General features: G+C 65.9%; 21 protein-coding genes. 11 read left to right on the forward strand and 10 right to left on the reverse strand.

The window, feature by feature from the left end:
* Position 1: 1 nt before the first annotated feature.
* From AC3A6I_RS12800 to AC3A6I_RS12815, 4 genes are all read left to right on the forward strand, one after another.
* Positions 2 to 523 (forward strand): MaoC family dehydratase, encoded by a 522-nt coding sequence (locus AC3A6I_RS12800; protein ID WP_487544102.1) that lies wholly within the window; start codon positions 2 to 4, stop codon positions 521 to 523.
* Positions 520 to 1,074, forward strand: a complete 555-nt coding sequence (locus tag AC3A6I_RS12805) for a MaoC/PaaZ C-terminal domain-containing protein (protein ID WP_487544103.1) — start codon at positions 520 to 522, stop codon at positions 1,072 to 1,074. Before AC3A6I_RS12800 ends, AC3A6I_RS12805 begins: the two co-directional genes overlap by 4 nt.
* Positions 1,075 to 1,145: 71 nt before the next feature.
* On the forward strand, positions 1,146 to 1,511 hold the full coding sequence (locus AC3A6I_RS12810) for a hypothetical protein (RefSeq protein WP_487544104.1): 366 nt from the start codon (positions 1,146 to 1,148) through the stop codon (positions 1,509 to 1,511).
* A 353-nt stretch (positions 1,512 to 1,864) separates the two neighbouring features.
* Positions 1,865 to 2,041: a hypothetical protein gene (locus AC3A6I_RS12815; protein WP_487544105.1), complete on the forward strand. Its 177-nt coding sequence runs from the start codon at positions 1,865 to 1,867 to the stop codon at positions 2,039 to 2,041.
* Between the two features lie 232 nt (positions 2,042 to 2,273).
* On the opposite strand, the gene AC3A6I_RS12820 is transcribed toward AC3A6I_RS12815, so the two are convergent.
* The 5 genes from AC3A6I_RS12820 to petA all read right to left on the reverse strand — a co-directional run bounded on the left by AC3A6I_RS12820 (position 2,274) and on the right by petA (position 6,063).
* The gene (locus AC3A6I_RS12820; protein ID WP_487544106.1) at positions 2,274 to 2,804 is read right to left on the reverse strand and encodes an adenine phosphoribosyltransferase; all 531 of its coding nucleotides are present in this window, start codon (positions 2,802 to 2,804) and stop codon (positions 2,274 to 2,276) included.
* An 80-nt stretch (positions 2,805 to 2,884) separates the two neighbouring features.
* Positions 2,885 to 3,088 (reverse strand): hypothetical protein, encoded by a 204-nt coding sequence (locus tag AC3A6I_RS12825; protein ID WP_487544107.1) that lies wholly within the window; start codon positions 3,086 to 3,088, stop codon positions 2,885 to 2,887.
* A 276-nt stretch (positions 3,089 to 3,364) separates the two neighbouring features.
* The gene (locus AC3A6I_RS12830) at positions 3,365 to 4,210 is read right to left on the reverse strand and encodes a cytochrome c1 (RefSeq protein ID WP_487544108.1); all 846 of its coding nucleotides are present in this window, start codon (positions 4,208 to 4,210) and stop codon (positions 3,365 to 3,367) included.
* A gap of 20 nt (positions 4,211 to 4,230) precedes the next feature.
* On the reverse strand, positions 4,231 to 5,523 hold the full coding sequence (locus tag AC3A6I_RS12835; protein ID WP_487544109.1) for a cytochrome b: 1,293 nt from the start codon (positions 5,521 to 5,523) through the stop codon (positions 4,231 to 4,233).
* Between the two features lie 15 nt (positions 5,524 to 5,538).
* Positions 5,539 to 6,063 carry a ubiquinol-cytochrome c reductase iron-sulfur subunit gene (gene petA, locus AC3A6I_RS12840; protein WP_487545021.1) on the reverse strand — a complete coding sequence of 175 codons (525 nt, stop codon included), beginning with the start codon at positions 6,061 to 6,063 and terminating at the stop codon, positions 5,539 to 5,541.
* A 237-nt stretch (positions 6,064 to 6,300) separates the two neighbouring features.
* Here petA and AC3A6I_RS12845 point away from each other — a divergent pair, with 237 nt between their 5' ends.
* The 4 genes from AC3A6I_RS12845 (at position 6,301) to AC3A6I_RS12860 (ending at position 9,064) form a co-directional block, all read left to right on the forward strand.
* On the forward strand, positions 6,301 to 6,765 hold the full coding sequence (locus AC3A6I_RS12845; protein WP_487545022.1) for a tRNA (cytidine(34)-2'-O)-methyltransferase: 465 nt from the start codon (positions 6,301 to 6,303) through the stop codon (positions 6,763 to 6,765).
* Complete coding sequence (hemF, locus tag AC3A6I_RS12850) at positions 6,762 to 7,631, forward strand: oxygen-dependent coproporphyrinogen oxidase (protein ID WP_487544110.1); 870 nt, start codon at positions 6,762 to 6,764, stop codon at positions 7,629 to 7,631. Before AC3A6I_RS12845 ends, hemF begins: the two co-directional genes overlap by 4 nt.
* A 9-nt stretch (positions 7,632 to 7,640) precedes the next feature.
* Positions 7,641 to 8,810 (forward strand): AAA family ATPase, encoded by a 1,170-nt coding sequence (locus AC3A6I_RS12855; RefSeq protein ID WP_487544111.1) that lies wholly within the window; start codon positions 7,641 to 7,643, stop codon positions 8,808 to 8,810.
* 71 nt (positions 8,811 to 8,881) lie between these two features.
* On the forward strand, positions 8,882 to 9,064 hold the full coding sequence (locus AC3A6I_RS12860; protein WP_487544112.1) for a DUF1059 domain-containing protein: 183 nt from the start codon (positions 8,882 to 8,884) through the stop codon (positions 9,062 to 9,064).
* 71 nt (positions 9,065 to 9,135) lie between these two features.
* Here AC3A6I_RS12860 and AC3A6I_RS12865 read toward each other — a convergent pair whose 3' ends face one another.
* The 4 genes from AC3A6I_RS12865 to AC3A6I_RS12880 are packed head-to-tail and all read right to left on the reverse strand — an operon-like array spanning position 9,136 to position 12,054.
* Complete coding sequence (locus AC3A6I_RS12865) at positions 9,136 to 9,621, reverse strand: GNAT family N-acetyltransferase (RefSeq protein WP_487544113.1); 486 nt, start codon at positions 9,619 to 9,621, stop codon at positions 9,136 to 9,138.
* Positions 9,621 to 10,820, reverse strand: coding sequence for a CCA tRNA nucleotidyltransferase (locus AC3A6I_RS12870; protein WP_487544114.1), 1,200 nt, complete (start codon positions 10,818 to 10,820; stop codon positions 9,621 to 9,623). The genes AC3A6I_RS12865 and AC3A6I_RS12870 overlap by 1 nt, the downstream gene beginning before the upstream one ends.
* Positions 10,817 to 11,440 carry a CoA pyrophosphatase gene (locus AC3A6I_RS12875; RefSeq protein WP_487544115.1) on the reverse strand — a complete coding sequence of 208 codons (624 nt, stop codon included), beginning with the start codon at positions 11,438 to 11,440 and terminating at the stop codon, positions 10,817 to 10,819. The genes AC3A6I_RS12870 and AC3A6I_RS12875 overlap by 4 nt, the downstream gene beginning before the upstream one ends.
* A gap of 53 nt (positions 11,441 to 11,493) precedes the next feature.
* On the reverse strand, positions 11,494 to 12,054 hold the full coding sequence (locus tag AC3A6I_RS12880) for a GNAT family N-acetyltransferase (protein ID WP_487544116.1): 561 nt from the start codon (positions 12,052 to 12,054) through the stop codon (positions 11,494 to 11,496).
* Positions 12,055 to 12,525: 471 nt separating this feature from the next.
* Between AC3A6I_RS12880 and AC3A6I_RS12885 the strand changes: the two genes are divergently transcribed.
* Both AC3A6I_RS12885 and AC3A6I_RS12890 read left to right on the forward strand, forming a co-directional pair.
* Positions 12,526 to 13,062, forward strand: coding sequence for a hypothetical protein (locus AC3A6I_RS12885; protein ID WP_487544117.1), 537 nt, complete (start codon positions 12,526 to 12,528; stop codon positions 13,060 to 13,062).
* Positions 13,059 to 14,405 carry a hypothetical protein gene (locus AC3A6I_RS12890; protein ID WP_487544118.1) on the forward strand — a complete coding sequence of 449 codons (1,347 nt, stop codon included), beginning with the start codon at positions 13,059 to 13,061 and terminating at the stop codon, positions 14,403 to 14,405. The genes AC3A6I_RS12885 and AC3A6I_RS12890 overlap by 4 nt, the downstream gene beginning before the upstream one ends.
* A gap of 15 nt (positions 14,406 to 14,420) precedes the next feature.
* On the opposite strand, the gene AC3A6I_RS12895 is transcribed toward AC3A6I_RS12890, so the two are convergent.
* The gene (locus tag AC3A6I_RS12895; protein WP_487544119.1) at positions 14,421 to 14,894 is read right to left on the reverse strand and encodes an NUDIX domain-containing protein; all 474 of its coding nucleotides are present in this window, start codon (positions 14,892 to 14,894) and stop codon (positions 14,421 to 14,423) included.
* A gap of 105 nt (positions 14,895 to 14,999) precedes the next feature.
* Here AC3A6I_RS12895 and AC3A6I_RS12900 point away from each other — a divergent pair, with 105 nt between their 5' ends.
* Positions 15,000 to 15,875 (forward strand): metallophosphoesterase family protein, encoded by an 876-nt coding sequence (locus AC3A6I_RS12900; protein WP_487544120.1) that lies wholly within the window; start codon positions 15,000 to 15,002, stop codon positions 15,873 to 15,875.

Genomic DNA, 15,875 nt, shown 5'->3' on the forward strand with positions numbered 1-15,875 from the left:
CATGAACCCCGTCACCGCCGATCGCCGTCACTTCGAGGATCTCGTCGTGGGCGAAACCGTCAATCTCGGCTCGACCCTCGTGAGCAGGGAGATGATCCTCTCCTTCGCCCGCGAGTTCGATCCCCTGCCCTTCCACCTCGATGAGGACGCGGCGAAGCGCTCGCTGCTGGGCGGCCTCGCCTCCTCCGGCTGGCAGACCGCGGCGCTTACCCTGCGCCTGCTCGGCGACGGCTTCCTCAACAAGGTCGCGGCTGCCGGAGGGCTCGGCTTTTCCAACCTCAAGTGGAAGCGGCCGGTAATGAAGGGCGACACCATCTGGGCCGCCGCCACCGTCGCCGAGCTGCGCCGCTCACGCCACCATCCGCAATGGGGCATCGTATCGCTCGACCTGGAGGTGAAGAACCAGAAGGGCGAGGGCGTGATGACCATGCGGCTCGCCAACCTGGTCGAGACGCGCGATCCCGAGGGCTTCATCGCCCAGCCCGAACAGCCCTACGACGTCGAGCACGGGGGCACGCCATGACCCGCTGGTTCGAGGACATCACCATCGACGAACCTTTCCCGCTCGGCAGCCACACCTTCACCGAGGCCGAGATTCTCGCCTTCGGCCGCGAGTACGACCCGCAATATTTCCACATCGATCCCGCCGGCGCCGTCCACAGTCATTTCGGCGGCATTGTCGCCTCAGGCTGGCACACGGTGCTGGTCGGCCACCGCAAGATGGTCGACGCCCTCGAGGTCGAGGAGGAGCGGCTGCGCGGCCTTGGCCAGAAGCCGGGCGTTTCCGGCCCCTCCCCCGGCGTCAACAGCATGGAGTTCAAGGCTCCGGTGCGCCCGGGCGACGAGGTGACCTACACGCTCACCGTCACCAGCAAGCGCGCCTCGAACTCCATTCCCGGCTGGGGCCTGCTGTTCAATCGGCTCGATGCGGTGAACCAGCGCGGCGAACTCGTCTATCGGGCCGAGATCGTCGGCTTCTCCAAGCTGCGCGACTACAGGATGCCACTCCGCCTCAGCCTTCTTCAGGCGTTGACCAAGCTCCCCGGATTGGGGAAGTTGCTGGCCAATCGCTGATTTGGTTCGCGCCGTGCGACCGGAAAGTCCGCAGCTTTCCTGACAGCGCCCTAGTGGAGGTGAAAAGTCCCATGCGTCTCGTGCTCGCCGCTACCGCGCTGGCTCTCCTCGCGGCGCCCGCCGCTGCCCAGTCGCTCACCGGTGCCGGCGTCGAAGGCAACTGGGGCTGCCGCGCCCTGGTCGACGGCACCAAGGCGGGGCTGTTGACCATCTATGCCGGCTCCTACGGCTACGCCTCGGCCAATTTCGGCAGCGCCGCCTCGGGCACCGGATTCGCCGAGATGGCCTCGAACGGCGTCACCTTCCTCGATGGCAATCTGGTCAAGGGCGCCGGCATCACCTCCGCGATTCTCGGCTTCGACGATTCCGGCCGCGACGTGTTGCAGCTCTACACACCGGAAAAGAACGTCCTCAACTGCGTGCCGACCGGCTCTTGACCGGTCCGTCCGACGGGTCTATTGAGGCCGCCTTCCAGAGGAGCCCTGCCCGAAAATGATCTGAGCCCTGTTGCGGACGCCCGAGCTTTTCCTCCCACGCTTGTCGTGCGGCGGATGATGCGCGGATGCCGGCTACAGCAGCGCTGCAGATGACGGGCTAGAGCGCTTTCAGGAAAAGTTGCAGACTTTTCCGGTTCGAAAGCGCGACAAGGCAAAAGCTCTCTGTCCGACGTCCCTGGCGTCCAGTCTCCACTCACCCTGATCGTTGAACGCGACCCCGCGGCCTTTGCGCCGTACGTCGCTCATTGGCTTCGCCATGCGCTTGAACGCCGTGGCGGGCAAGGAGATTGCTCATGCCTAAATTCATGACCTACCAGCGCCCTACCCCGGTCAAGACCGGCAACTGGGGCGGCAACAAGCCGACTCGCAACCCGTTCCAGCCGGTGCGAAGGTTGCCGGCGACGGGGCACCAAGCAACGCCGGAGCGAGCGGGCTTCGTGCAGCTGCCGGATTTGCTGAAGCGGAGTTGAAGACGGGGCGGCGGTCAGTACGGCTGCCGCCTCCTGACGTGGGAGCAGTGGTTGTGGCCCCACCCCACCCACCCGCTCCGCGGGTCCCCCCTCCCCATCAAGGGGAGGGAAATCGCGGGCAACCTCACGCTCGGAGCTCGCAGTCGGGACTCCCTCCCCCTTGTGGGGAGGGGGGACCCGCGGAGCGGGTGGGTGGGGGTTGCCCCCCGCTCCGACCGAAGCGGCCCCGCCCTCAGTGCCCCTCGAACGGAATCAGCGCTTCGACCTGCACCCCCGCGCCGCGCAGCTTCTCAGCCCCGCCCAGGTCGAACAGGTCGATCACGAACCCCGAATTGCCGACCTCGGCCCCGGTGCGCCGCAGCAGCGACACCGCTGCCAGCGCCGTGCCGCCGGTAGCGATCAGATCGTCGATCAGCAGCACCTTGTCGCCGGCGCCGATCACGTCGGCATGGATCTCGATCGTATCGACGCCATACTCGAGCGCATAGTTCTGCCCGATCGTCTCGCCGGGCAGCTTGCCCTTCTTGCGGATCGGGATGAAGCCCACGCCCATGGCGATGGCGACCCCCGCCCCGAAGATGAAGCCGCGCGCCTCGATGCCGGCAACATGCGTGATGCCCAGCCCGGCATGCCGCTGCGCCAGCCGATCGATGCTTTCCCTGAACCCCTGGGGGTCCTCGATCAGCGTGGTGATGTCGCGGAACAGGATCCCCTTCTTGGGATAGTCGGGGATGGAGCGGACGAGCGATTTCAGGTCGAGCATGGGAGCGAATAGCGAATGGTGAGTAGCGAATAGACTTGTAGGGGTGCGCGTCCAGTCCCGGAACCCCTATTCGCTATTCACTACTGGCTATTCGCCTTCTTCGTGCTGTCGACGATCTTGCGCGCCAGCTGGCCCGCCTTGTAGGCGCCGGTGAGCGTCGCCTCGCGGGCGGCCGCCTGCACCTTGGGATTGAGGATCATCGGCGCTGCCGCCAGAACCACCGGGTGCGTCGCCACGCGCCGGGCCAGTGCCGCCGCGGTGAGGGCAGTACGCAGAATGGACATGCTCGGACCTCCCCGGTTGGTGCGCTCAATATCGGCGAGGTGCGCCCGCGCCGCAAGTCACAAGGCTGCAAAATGACAAAGGGCCCCGCGGGGCCCTTTGAACCGTATGCAGTACCGAGTCTGCAGCGTTTCACATTCGAAGCGATCGCAAGCTCCGGTGTCATCCCCGCGAAGGCGGGGATCCAGCGCCGCACGCTCGGTGCCCGACTGGGTTCCCGCCTTCGCGGGAATGACATCGTGGGTGAGGCGCTGCCTCACTCCGAGCGTGAAGCGCTTCTAGTGCTCGACCCGCGACCAAAGCTTCTGCTTGACGAACCACATGATGCCGGCGAACAGCAGCAGGAAGGCGATGACCCGAAGGCCGGCTTCCTTGCGTTCCACCAGGTGCGGCTCGGCCATCCACATCAGGAAAGCAGAAACGTCGCGCGAGTACTGGTCGAGCGTCAGCGGCACGGTGCCGGTCTCCCCCTCTTCGTAGGTGATCGAACCGTCGCTGAGCGGCGGCGCCATGCCGATGGCGTGGCCCGGGAAGTAGTGGTTGTAGTACTTGCCCTCGGGGATCTCGGTGCCTTCCGGCGGCGTCTCCTCGTAGCCGTTGAGCAGCGCGTGGATATAGTCCGGGCCGCCTTCGGCATAGGGCGTGAAGTAGTTCAGGATCCACCACGGGAACGGCTGGGTGGTGCCGCGCGCCTTGGCGATGACCGAGAAGTCCGGCGGAATGGCGCCGCCATTGGCGTCGCGGGCTTCCTGGTCGTTGGCGAAGGGCGACGGCCAGCGATCGGCCGGCACGGCAGCGCGACGGCCGCCCTCGGCCTCGGGGTCGTTGACCTCGTATTCCGCCGCCAGCGCCTTGACCTGGCCTTCGGTGAAGGACGGGCCGCCCGGCTCGCCCAGGTTACGGAACGCCAGGAGGCGCGCCGAATGGCAGCTCGAGCAGACTTCGCGGAAGACCTGGAAGCCGCGGCGCAGCTGGTTCTCGTCATAGGTACCGAACGGACCCGCGAAACTCCATGATTCCTTCTGGATTTCCGGGGTGGCGTGGCTACCTTCCTGCGCCGCCGCGGGAGCAGCGAGCAGGAGGCCCATCAGCAGGGCGCCGATAATGCTTTTGGTCTTGGTCATTGGCGTTGGGCCCCGGGATGTCAGTGCGTCGTCGTGGCAGCCGCAGCCGGCTGGGCCGCTGCGGGTGCGTGGTGCTTGGCGAGCACCGCTTCGGAAATCGAGGCCGGCAGCGGCTTGGGCGTTTCGAACCGGCCCAGCAGCGGCAGCACGACGAGGAAATAGGCGAAATAGTAGGCCGTGCAGATCTTGGAGAGCAGCACGTAGATGCCTTCCGCCGGCGCCGCGCCCAGATAGGCCAGCATGATGAAGTTGGCGACGAACAGCCAGTAGAACCACTTGAAGATCGGGCGGAACGAGCCCGAGCGGACCTTGGAGGTATCGAGCCACGGCACCACGAACAGCACCAGGATCGCGCCGGCAAAGAAGATGACGCCGCCCAGCTTGCTGTCGATGAACAGGATGTTGAAGTCGATGGCGCGCAGGATCGCGTAGAACGGCAGGAAATACCATTCCGGCACGATATGGGCCGGCGTCACCTGGCTGTTGGCCATGATGTAGTTGTCGGGGTGGCCCAGAATATCGGGCGCAAAGAACACGAACCAGGCGAACGGGATGCAGAACACGACCACCGCGAACAGGTCCTTCATCGTGTAGTACGGATGGAAGGGCACGGTCTCGCGCGAGGACTTCACCTCGACGCCGATCGGGTTGTTGTTGCCCGGCACGTGCAGCGCCCAGATGTGCAGCACCACGACCGCCGCGATGACGAACGGCAGCAGGTAGTGCAGCGAGAAGAAGCGGTTGAGCGTGGCGTTGTCGACGGCGAAGCCGCCGCGCAGCAGCTCGAGGATCGGGTTGCCCACCACCGGCACGGCGCCGATGATGTTGGTAATCACCGTCGCGGCCCAGAAGCTCATCTGGCCCCACGGCAGCACGTAGCCCATGAAGGCGGTGGTCACCATCAGCACGAAAATGAGCACGCCCAGGATCCACAGGATCTCGCGCGGCGCCTTGTACGAGCCGAAGAACAGGCCGCGGAACATGTGAATGTAGACGGCGGCGAAGAACATCGACGCGCCGGTCGCATGCACGGCCTGGATGATGCGGCCGCCATTCACGTCACGGCGGATATGCTCCACCGAGTCGAAGGCGAGCGAGACGTGCGGCGTATAGTGCATCGCCAGCACGATACCGGTGACGATCTGCACACCGAGCATGAAGGCGAGGATAGCGCCGAAGGTCCACCAGTAGTTGAGGTTCTTCGGGGTGGGGTAGTCCATCAGATGCTCTTTGGACCACCGGATGATCGGCAGGCGGTCGTCGAGCCATTTTTCGATGGCGGTACCGGGAACGTAGCTGGATTCGTGTGCCATGGTTCTCGCTCCCCCTTAGCCGATCTGCACGAGCGTGTCGGACACGAACTCATAGGGCGGCAGCACCAGGTTCTTGGGCGCCGGACCCTTGCGGATGCGGCCCGCCGAATCGTAGTGCGAGCCGTGGCAGGGGCAGAACCAGCCGTCGAAATCGCCCGACTCGCCTACCGGCACGCAGCCCAGGTGCGTGCAGTTGGCGATCATGATCAGCCACTGCTCGTGGCCGGGCTTGGTGCGCTGCTCGTCGGTCTCGGGATCCTTGAGATCGGAAAGCGGCACGGCCTTGGCCTCGTCGATCTCGGCCTGCGTGCGATGCCGCACGAATACCGGCAGGCCGCGCCACTTGATGGTGACGGACTGGCCTTCCTCGATGCCCGACAGGTCGAACTCGATGCTGGCCAGCGCCAGCACCGACCGATCCGGGTTGAGCTGGTTGATCAGCGGCCAGGCGACTCCCGCCACGCCGACCGCGCCGACGGCTCCGGCCGCGATATAAAGGAAATCGCGGCGTCCCGACTGGGGACCTTCCGGATGTGCCAAATTGGATTGCGTCGCCAAGGTAAGCTTCCGTCTATTGTGCCTTGATCGCGCCCCGGTTTCGCTAGGCCCGCACGGCCAAAGCCAGACCCCGCCCGGGAGGCGCGATTTGGGCGTTCTTTTGGCACTGTCATGGCGGCTTGTCCAGCCGCACGGAGGATGACTTTCCCCCGCTGCGACACTATAGCAACCGCCAGCAAGCGGACGAAAAGCTTACCAAAAAGGTCAGCAATAATGACCATCGACCTGGCGCTCTACCAGCCCGACATCGCGCAGAATACCGGCACCCTGCTCCGCCTCGGCGCTTGCCTCGGCGTGCGGGTGCATATCATCCATCCAACCGGCTTCGCCTTTTCAGCCACCACGCTGAGGCGCGCCGCCCTCGACTATCTCGAGCATGCCGACTATCTCGAGCATGATGACTACGCGGCCTTCGAGCACTGGCGGGCGGCAAGCGGCCGGCGACTCGTGCTCCTCACCACCAAGGCGAGCACGTCGGCTTATGCCGCCGACTACGCCGATGGCGACATCCTGATGCTCGGCCGCGAGAGCGCCGGCGTTCCCGAGCCTGTCGCCGTCGCGGCCGACCTGCGCGTCCGCATTCCGATGCGCACGGGTTTGCGCTCGATCAATGTCGCCGTCGCCGCAACGCTGATACTGGGCGAGGCGATGCGCCAGACCAATGGATTTGCAGGACTGACATGACCTTACCCGCCGATATTGAATCAAAGCAGCAACGCGCCGCCGACTGGTTTCGTGAGTTTCGCGACCAGCTCTGTGCCGAGCTCGAAGCGGTCGAAGCCGAGGTGACCGGTCCGCGCGCCGACCAGCCGCCGGGCAAGTTCGAGATCGAGCCGTGGTCGCGCGCCGATGGTGGTGGCGGCGAAATGGGAATGCTGCACGGCCGCGTGTTCGAGAAGGCCGGTGTCCATATCTCGGTGGTGCACGGCAAATTCTCCGAGGAGTTCGCTAAGCAGATGCCGCACACCGAGGCAGGTGCCGAGTTCTGGAGCGCCGGCGTCTCGGTGATCATCCACCCCTGGAACCCGAACGTGCCGGCCGCGCATATGAACACGCGCATGATCGTCACCGGCAAATGGTGGTTCGGCGGCGGCGGCGACCTCACCCCCGTGCTCGACCGGCGCCGCACTCAGGACGATCCCGACTCGATCGATTTCCACGCCGCCTACCGCGCCGCCTGCGCAGCGCATGGCGCCGACTACCCGCGCTACAAGAAATGGTGCGACGACTATTTCCACCTGCCGCACCGGCAGGAGCCGCGCGGCATTGGCGGCATCTTCTACGACGGCCACAATTCCGGCGACTGGGACAACGACTTCGCCTTCACCCAGGATGTCGGCCGCGCCTTTCTCGACGTCTACCCCCGCCTCGCCCGCCGCAATTTCGAGACGCCGTGGACCGACGCCGATCGCGAGGAGCAGCTGGTCCGCCGCGGGCGCTATGTCGAGTTCAACCTGCTCTACGACCGCGGCACCACGTTCGGGCTGAAGACCGGCGGCAACATCAAGGCCATCCTCTCTTCCATGCCCCCCGCGGTGAAGTGGCCGTAGGAGGCCTGCGTGACCCTGACCAGAGTCGACATCAAGGGATTTCGTTCGGTCAGGAAGCTGAGCCTGCCGCTCCGCCAGCTCACGGTGCTGATCGGCGGTAACGGGGTCGGCAAGACCAACCTCTACCGCTCGATTGAGCTTCTGCATGCCGCCGCACGCGGTAGCCTCGCCGATGAAATCGCCCGCGAGGGCGGCCTCGCCTCGGTCCTCTGGGCGGGCGGCAGGAATCTCAGCGACGACGGCAAGTTCGATCCGATGTATCGCACCGACGGCTACCGCAAGCACGAGGGTGGCCCGCGCGTCGAACTCGAGGCGCGCCTCGAGATCGACGACTTCGCGCCGACATACGGCATCGCCCTTGGCTTTCCGTCGAAATACGACGCCGCCTTCGCTGGCGAGGCGCAGATCAAGCACGAGTATCTCGACATTCGCTCCGGCAAGCGCGACGTCCGCCTGCTCGAGCGCACCGGTCCGGCTGTGTGGGCGCGCGGCGCCGATGGCGAGCGCGAGGTCGTCGACGAACGGGCGCTGGCCAGCGAGACAGCCCTGTCCACCGTTCGCGGCGGTTACCCCGAGATCGCCGTAGTCCGCCAGGAGCTGAGCAACTGGCGCTTCTTCCATGGCTTCCGCACCGACGCCGACTCCGCGCTGCGCCGGCCCAGCCGCGCCATCACCTCGCCTCTCCTTACCTCGGATGGCTCCAACCTGGCGGCCACTTTCGCCACGTTGCGCCATATCAGGCACGACACGACTGACCTCGATGCCGCCATCGATCTCGCTTTCCCCGGCGCCGAACTGGTGGTTCCCGAGCCGGGAGAGTTCTCGACCTTCGGCCTGATCTTTCCGGAAACGCCCAAGCGTACCTTCTGGGCCCATGAGCTGTCCGACGGCACGCTCCAGTTCATGGCGCTGATGGGAGCCCTGCTCTCGTATCGCCTGCCGCCCTTCATCGCGCTGAACGAGCCCGAAACCAGCCTGCACCCGAGCCTGCTGCCGGCCCTGGCGCGCACGATCGTGAAGGCTGCGGAAAGGGCGCAGCTCTGGGTCGTCACTCACTCGCAGCCGCTGGCCGACGCCATTGCCGCCGAGAGCGGCGCCACGCCGCGCGAAGTCATCCGCACCGATGACGGCACGATGATCCGCGGCATGTCCCGGCTGGGTGTATTCGAGGACGACTGAGACGGAACTGCCCCGGCCCTGCCCCATTGTTCCGGTTGGATGAAGCCGTCCGCAACAATGGAGGATCAGAGATGAAATCCGTTGAATGCCTCGTTCCCGGTTGCCCCTGGCATGCCGAAGCCGAGGACAGCGCCGAGCTGGTGCGCCGCTCCGCCGAACACCTGCGCTCCGTTCACGACGAAGAGGAAATCCGGCCGCGGATGATCGAAGCCATCCAGGCCCGCATCCACGAAAAGAACGAGTCGGTGCACTAGCTCGCGCACAGCAAGCAACTCGTTACATACAGCCGGCCGCGTCTCCGATGCGGCCGAAGCAACGATGTCGCCTACCGCTTCGCATGCATGGGCAGGATCAGGCCCCACCGCGTCTCTCGCGGCGGTCCGGCCGGCTCGAAGCCCAGCTTCTTGTAGACAGCAATCGCCCGCTCGTTGGCCGGGTGAGGATCGGTTCCGATGACGGGTACGCCCGCATCGAAGAGAACCCGCATCCTTGCCCCGATGAACGCCGAGCCATGCCCGACACCGATCATTTCGGGCTCGCCGATATACTGGTCGATTCCTCGCGATCCCTCGGGAAGCCCGGCGAAGTGATGTTCTTCCCAGCCGTGGACCGCGTAGTCCTGCATGAAGGCGAACGGCCTTCCGGCGATCGAGACAATCCAGCGCGCGACCCGAGGATCGGCCAGGTCATCCGCGTCGTATGACCCGTCCGGGTCCCACCATTCACGGACATGCGGGTTCGCCCGCCAGGTCGTCAGCAGCGGCAGGTCGCCCAACGTCACCTTGCGGAACCTGTACTGCTCGGCTGTCATCAGATCGGCCGCACCATGGCCAGCAGCGCGCTTCGGTCCAGCGCGAAGCCGCTGTCGATCCAGGCCCGCTCCAGCCGCTCGAGCTCGATGCCCAGCGCCCGTCCGGGCTTGAGCCCGGCGACCAACAGGTCGGTCCCGTTGAGCGGGAAGGTCGGCACAGCCGAGCGCTGCAACTGGTCGAGCACGGCCTGCCGGCCCGCATCGGTCCAGTTCGACAGCGTCGCGGCGACCTCGATCGCGTCCGCCAGCATGGCCGGATAGCGGTAGGCCGCCTCATTCAACGCGAAATCGCCGATTAGCCGCGCCGCTGCGAGCGTCGTCTCGGCTGTGCGAATATCGTCGTTCGAAAGCCGCCACATCTGCTGCAGCGCCTCGCCGCCCAGCGCCCGCACCAGGATCGCGAGGCGCGCCGCCAGTTCCGGCCGCCGCGCTCGCCGCTCGTAGCTGTGCAGCAGTTCGATCGTATCGCCGGGCAGCGCCAGAATCTTCGCCTCGTTCATCGCCCGGAGTGTCCGCGCTATGTGCGGCAGTTCCAGCATGCGCCGCATCTCGGCGCCCACCCGCTCGGCCGCGAGCCGATCGAGCGTCCCCGCCGCCGCCGCGCAAGCCGCCAACCCGTCCGCGTCGAACTGCTCCTGCGCGTGGCTCGCCGAGAACCGGAAGAAGCGGTAGACCCGCAGCCGGTCCTCCGCGATGCGCTGGCCGGCATCGCCAATGAAGCGCACCTTGTGGTTGAGGCAGTCGTCGAGCCCGTGCAGCGGGTCGAACAGTGTGCCGTCCATATCGGCATAGAGCGCATTGAGGGTGAAATCGCGCCGCGCCGCGTCGCGCGACCAGTCGGTGCCGAACCGCACCACCGCATGCCGCCCGTCGGTTTCGACATCCTCGCGCAGCGTCGTCACCTCGGCGGTCAGCGAGCCGACCCGCAGCGTCACCGTGCCATGCTCGATACCAGTGGGGTAGACCGAAAGCCCGGCCCGCCCTGCCCGCAGCGATACCTCGTCGGGCGTGAGCTCGGTGGCGATATCGACATCGGAGGCGTCGCGGGGCAGATCGAGCAAGGTGTCGCGGACAATGCCGCCGACGGCGCGGGTCCGTCCGTCCGGGCCGTCGAGCAGCGCCAGGATGCGCTGCGTTTCGGGCCGCATCAGCCATTCGGCCCGCTTCAGCCGGCCGACAATGTCCTCGATCGTACTCAACCAGTCTCCGGGCGCAGCGCCAGTTCGTAGAACTGGCGTGTAAGGTTCGCGGTAATCCCCCAGATGACAAGCCCACTATGCACGATTTGCCACGTACTGTGCTCTCGGCCATTCCTCTGGATGCGGAAGGTCGAGAAGCTCCCGGGCTCGAGCAGGTAGTCGAGCGGCACCTCGAACACCGAGCGCACTTCGCCGGGATTGGGGATGAACGGCCCCGAAGGCTCCACCACCGCCACCACCGGCGTGATCAGGTAATTGGTGCCGGTATAGTAGAGCGGCAGATAGCCCAGCACGCGCGCATCGGCGCGCTCGAGGCTCACCTCTTCCCATGCCTCGCGCAGCGCCGCATCGGCCGCATCGCGGTCGGTGGGATCCACCTTGCCGCCCGGAAATGCGATCTGCCCCGAATGCGAGCGCAAATCGGGCGAGCGTTCGGTATAGAGCACCGCCATCCCCTCGGCCCGGCGCACCAATGCGATCAGCACCGCTGCCTCGACCGGAGGGCGGCCCGGCGGAATGTCGGGAACCCAGTCCGGCGCGAGGCCGGAAGCCATCCCGACCGGCTGCGGCTCTGCCAGCAGCCGGCCCGAGATACGGTCGATAAGTGCGTTGTCGTCCACCACGCCTAACCGCTATCAGAGACCCGGCTCGAAAGGCCAGCGGCTTCCTGAGCTTAGGACTGGCTGCCGGCGCCGAACGCCTTGATCGGCCCCTTGAGCCGGAACGGCATGGTCTGGTCGGCCGAGTAGACCAGCACGCGCGTGGGATCGACCGGGCCGGGGAATTCCACCGCGCCCAGTTCGGTCGGCACCCAGCCGAGCGGGCAGTAATAGTCGCGGTCACCCACCAGCATCACGAACTGGCCTTCGCCGCGCTCGAGCGCAATGCGCGTCACTTCCCGCGCCAGCAGCTTGCCGGCGCCGCGGCGGCGGAAATCGGGGTGCGTGGCCAGCGGGCCGAGCATGTAGCCATCGATGCCGCCAATGCTGACCGGGGTCATCCACACCGCGCCGCAGGCCTTGCCGTTCACTTCGGCGATGAGGCTCAGCGTCGGATCGATCGGGAAGCGCTCGCGCACCCGGAAGGCGGTGCGGGCGAAGCGCCCCGGCCCGAAGGCCAGGGCCTGCAGGTCCTCGACGAATTGCTCGTCGTCAGGCGTGGCGAAACGGACGGTGGGCTGGCCGAGGGCGACAGGCGCAGCCTCGACAGCGACGGAGGACGAAGACGCAATCATGTGACTGAAGTCCAGGACTAGAGGGGACGAGGACATACGTGCCGGGCAGCACAGGGTGCCGGCGGGATCAACCGCTTACGGTCGTCGGGTCACGTAGAAAGCCTTCATTCGCCTGGGCGCCTCCTGACGCCTGAATTGCGCCTTAGCATCATGCCGCGCGGCGCGTCCACGCAAATTGTAGGCCCTGCCGCACATTTCAAGGACCGTGTCTCCGATTTGGCGCGCACGGACTTGGACACCGGACTCGCTACGGTTCACTGATGGTGATTGTGAGGCAGGATCGTCGAGCTAACCCCTCACTGCTGGCCGCCGGCTGTCGTCCCGTAAGTAGTATTCAGTACGATCTGATCTGAATAGTAGGTTCGACCTCGACATGCCAATGTTTCGTTCCATCAGGTCGACATCTGAAAAGATGCAATAACAATGCACGGTTCTTCGAGTTGGCCAGTCCTGCCCTTGCGCGCGGCAGTAGTGGCCGGTCTGGCAGCACTTCATTTTGCTGCTCTGAGCGTGCTGGCAGCAGGCAACGCTTCGGCCGACAACTGGTGCGATGTCCCTGACGGCAGCAAGCCGCGTGTCGTCGACCGCCTCGTCATCGGCGAGTACGGCCTGTTTCCCATGGGGAGCAATTGTCCCCCACTGGATGGAAGCCTGGGTCCGAAATTCCGCTACCCGGTGCAGCGCGTGCAGGTCGTCATGCGACTGGAGGCGGCGGAGGAGTATCTCCAGTCGCGGAAAACGGCCGAGCCGATCACCGCCATGCTGCGCAAGGACCGCGACGACCATACGATGTCGTACCTGCTCGATATCGGCAATCCGGTCGTCGACATCGCCGCCGCGACAGGTGAGGCCGCTCTCAAGGGCGGCTATTTCGACTGGCAGTTCGACGTCAATTTCAACACGCTGGTCAGGCCGGGGACCTATACGCTGACGTTGCGGCAGGCCAACGAACAGATCTGTCTCAGCGATGGAGCCTGTCAGATCCAGTTCGAGGTACTCGATCCGTGAAGCAAGAGGACAGAGACAAGCCCGATGCGCTGGAAGCCGGCGCGACAGCGGCGAACGCGCCGGTCCATGCAGGCGGCGAGGCACCACCGCCGGATCGCGAGGAACTTGCCCCCACAGAAGAGTTCGTCGCCGTAGAAGAGCCGCCCGCAGCCGAGGAGCAGGAACCGGTTCCTCCGCCCCCGCCACCACCCCAGAACGGCACGTCGCCACCGGTATCGCCCGGGCCCGATGAAGCAGGAACGCTGCTGCTGACCAAGGCGGCGCACGATGTCCGCATCCTGGTCTCATACCTGTCGCGGCGCGACCGGAAGAAGCTGGAGGGAGCAAATCTCGACCTGACCGGCGCCGATCGCATCGCCAGCGGCGACTATTCGGTCCAGCTGGAAGCAGATCTGTGGCGACAACTGGGGCAGCTGTCCGAGGCCGCACGCCCCGCCTCGGCGGAATCCATCGCCGACAGCCGGTACTTCGTCACCATTTCCGGCACGGAAACCGAGCAGCAATCGAGGGCCGGCAAGAAGTTGCGCCGCGTACGCTTCGCCGCCGTCGCCGCCCTGGTGCTCACCTTCGTGCTGGGCGTCTATGTGTCCCTCACATCGACCGCCGTCGTCCAGACCCGCGCCGACATAGCGGAGCGGCACCGCATCATTCTCGGTCAATACGAGAACACGCGGGCCGCACTGGATAGGGCACAACCGCCGGATGGACAGGCGAACAGCGAGGCACAGGAGGGAGCGGGGGCTGCCGGTGCGGCGGAAACCGCGGACGCACTTTCCCCCGAAGCGCTGAGCAGACAACGAACCCTCGTCACCTTTGCGCTGGCGGAGCTTCAGGGGGAAATCCGTACCGGCTACGCCCTTATTCTACCGGTCTGGTTCGGCGCCGATCCCCAATTCGGCACGTTCGAGGCCGATAACGAACAGTACCAGGTGTACAACGTGGTTCTCCTGGACATTCAGGAGAACATCAACCGCATCCTCGAGAACTTCGTCATTCCCATGCTCGGCGCCTTCCTGGGTGTGGCGGTCTACATTATCCGCGACACCAATGTGCGTCAGGAAAGCGTGGCGCTCTCCCCGATGGACGCCGACGCCTATTGGCCGCGCATCCTGCTGGGCCTGGTGGCGGGGCTCACCATCGGCTGGCTGACACCCACCAACCCGACGGCCGGCGCATTCCTGCCCGCGGAGGCGATCGGCGTCCTGCAGAACCTCTCCAAGGCGGCGGTTGCCTTCGTCGTCGGCTATGCCATCGAAGTGCTGTTCAACATTCTCGATGCCATCAAGGTGGCGCTCGGCGTGCGCGACGAGAAACCGCATCAGAAGGAGGGGGCGGCGAACTGAGCGTCCGTCCCTCGCTCACCACAGCCCCGAGATGCCCTGTGCGCCCGCTGCCACTTCGGCCACCCGGCGCGCCGTGCCGGGATTGGTGCTCTCCGGCAGGGCATCGAACGGAAACCAGCCGATTTCGGCGATCTCGCCATTAGGCCGGAACGGCTTCACCTCGGTGAACGTCCGGCCCACGAAGGCCGCGACATGGTCGCGGTTGGTGGCCTCGTGCTTCTGCAGGTAGAGCCCGAGCATGGTCATCGGACCCTCGATACGCAGGCCGGTTTCTTCCTCGGCCTCGCGCCGGGCCGCATCCTCCGCGGTTTCGCCGGGTTCGACCCCGCCGCCGGGAAAATGCCAGCCGGGCATGTAGGTGTGCCGCAGCAGCAGCACGCGGTCGCCATCGACCAGTATGGCCCGGGCGCCCAGCACCATGCGGCGGCGGACGCCGACGAGGAACAGGTGGGTCGAGGTGCGGACCCGCTGCCAGGGACTCATGCGCATGGGCTGTGACTCACTTAAGACGCTACCTACCTACAGCGCGATTTTGACCTTTTCCATGCGGGGCACCGCGTGGCATTACCCGCTCCAATGATAACTCTCGCCCATATGTCCGATATTCACCTCGCGCCCATGCCGCCCGTGCGGGCGCGGGAGCTGATGAACAAGCGGATCACCGGCTATCTCAACTGGAAGATCAAGCGCGAGCGGGCGCTGGCCGGCGACGGGCTGGTCAAGCTCGTGCACCATATGCGCGAGCAGGATCCCGATATCACCGCCATCACCGGCGACCTCGTCAACATCGGGCTCGAGGCCGAGCTCAACACCGCGCATAACTGGCTCGAGACGGTCGGCCCGCCTGAGCGGGTCTGCGTCTCCCCCGGCAATCACGATGCCTATGTCAAAGGCCAGCTGGCCAGGGCGCTCGAGCGCTGGGACGGCTACCTGCAGGGCGAGACGGTCGATGCCTCCCCCTTCCCCTTCGTGCGCCGCGTCGGCGAGGTTGCCGTCATCTCCTGCAGCAGTGCCGTTCCCTCGCCCCCCTGGATGGCCATCGGCAAGTTCGGCGCCGATCAGGCGGCACGGCTCGCCCGCTGCCTGAAGCTGCTCGGCGACGGCGGCTATTTCCGCGTGGTGCTGATCCACCACCCGCCCAACCAGGAACAGGCGCACCCGCGCCTCGGCCTCTACGGAGCAAAGCTCTTCCGCAAGGTGATCGCCGAGCACGGGGCGGAGCTGATCCTGCACGGCCACACCCACAAGTCCTCGATCTACGCCGTCCCCGGCCCCACCGGCGACGTGCCGGTGGTCGGCGTCGTCGCGGCAAGCGCCGCGCAGGGGGCGAGCGACGGCCACGATCCGGCGCGCTACAACCTGTTCAACATCCAGCGGCTGGGTACGTCCTGGCAATGCACGCTGCGCGAATTTGGCTTCCAGCGCCTCTCGACCGATATAGTGCTGCGCCTGAGTCTCAGGATCTATTGA

The organism is Devosia sp. Soil_C_22 (assembly GCF_057657195.1).

Coding starts and splice junctions, on each gene's coding strand:
- AC3A6I_RS12825 (WP_487544107.1), bottom strand. CDS start 3,088: ATGTCCATTCTGCGTACTGCCCTCACCGCGGCGGCACTGGCCCGGCGC.
- AC3A6I_RS12860 (WP_487544112.1), top strand. CDS start 8,882: ATGAAATCCGTTGAATGCCTCGTTCCCGGTTGCCCCTGGCATGCCGAA.
- AC3A6I_RS12820 (WP_487544106.1), bottom strand. CDS start 2,804: ATGCTCGACCTGAAATCGCTCGTCCGCTCCATCCCCGACTATCCCAAG.
- AC3A6I_RS12805 (WP_487544103.1), top strand. CDS start 520: ATGACCCGCTGGTTCGAGGACATCACCATCGACGAACCTTTCCCGCTC.
- AC3A6I_RS12830 (WP_487544108.1), bottom strand. CDS start 4,210: ATGACCAAGACCAAAAGCATTATCGGCGCCCTGCTGATGGGCCTCCTG.
- AC3A6I_RS12810 (WP_487544104.1), top strand. CDS start 1,146: ATGCGTCTCGTGCTCGCCGCTACCGCGCTGGCTCTCCTCGCGGCGCCC.
- AC3A6I_RS12815 (WP_487544105.1), top strand. CDS start 1,865: ATGCCTAAATTCATGACCTACCAGCGCCCTACCCCGGTCAAGACCGGC.
- AC3A6I_RS12865 (WP_487544113.1), bottom strand. CDS start 9,621: ATGACAGCCGAGCAGTACAGGTTCCGCAAGGTGACGTTGGGCGACCTG.
- AC3A6I_RS12900 (WP_487544120.1), top strand. CDS start 15,000: ATGTCCGATATTCACCTCGCGCCCATGCCGCCCGTGCGGGCGCGGGAG.
- AC3A6I_RS12835 (WP_487544109.1), bottom strand. CDS start 5,523: ATGGCACACGAATCCAGCTACGTTCCCGGTACCGCCATCGAAAAATGG.
- AC3A6I_RS12800 (WP_487544102.1), top strand. CDS start 2: ATGAACCCCGTCACCGCCGATCGCCGTCACTTCGAGGATCTCGTCGTG.
- AC3A6I_RS12880 (WP_487544116.1), bottom strand. CDS start 12,054: ATGATTGCGTCTTCGTCCTCCGTCGCTGTCGAGGCTGCGCCTGTCGCC.
- AC3A6I_RS12895 (WP_487544119.1), bottom strand. CDS start 14,894: ATGCGCATGAGTCCCTGGCAGCGGGTCCGCACCTCGACCCACCTGTTC.
- hemF (WP_487544110.1), top strand. CDS start 6,762: ATGACCTTACCCGCCGATATTGAATCAAAGCAGCAACGCGCCGCCGAC.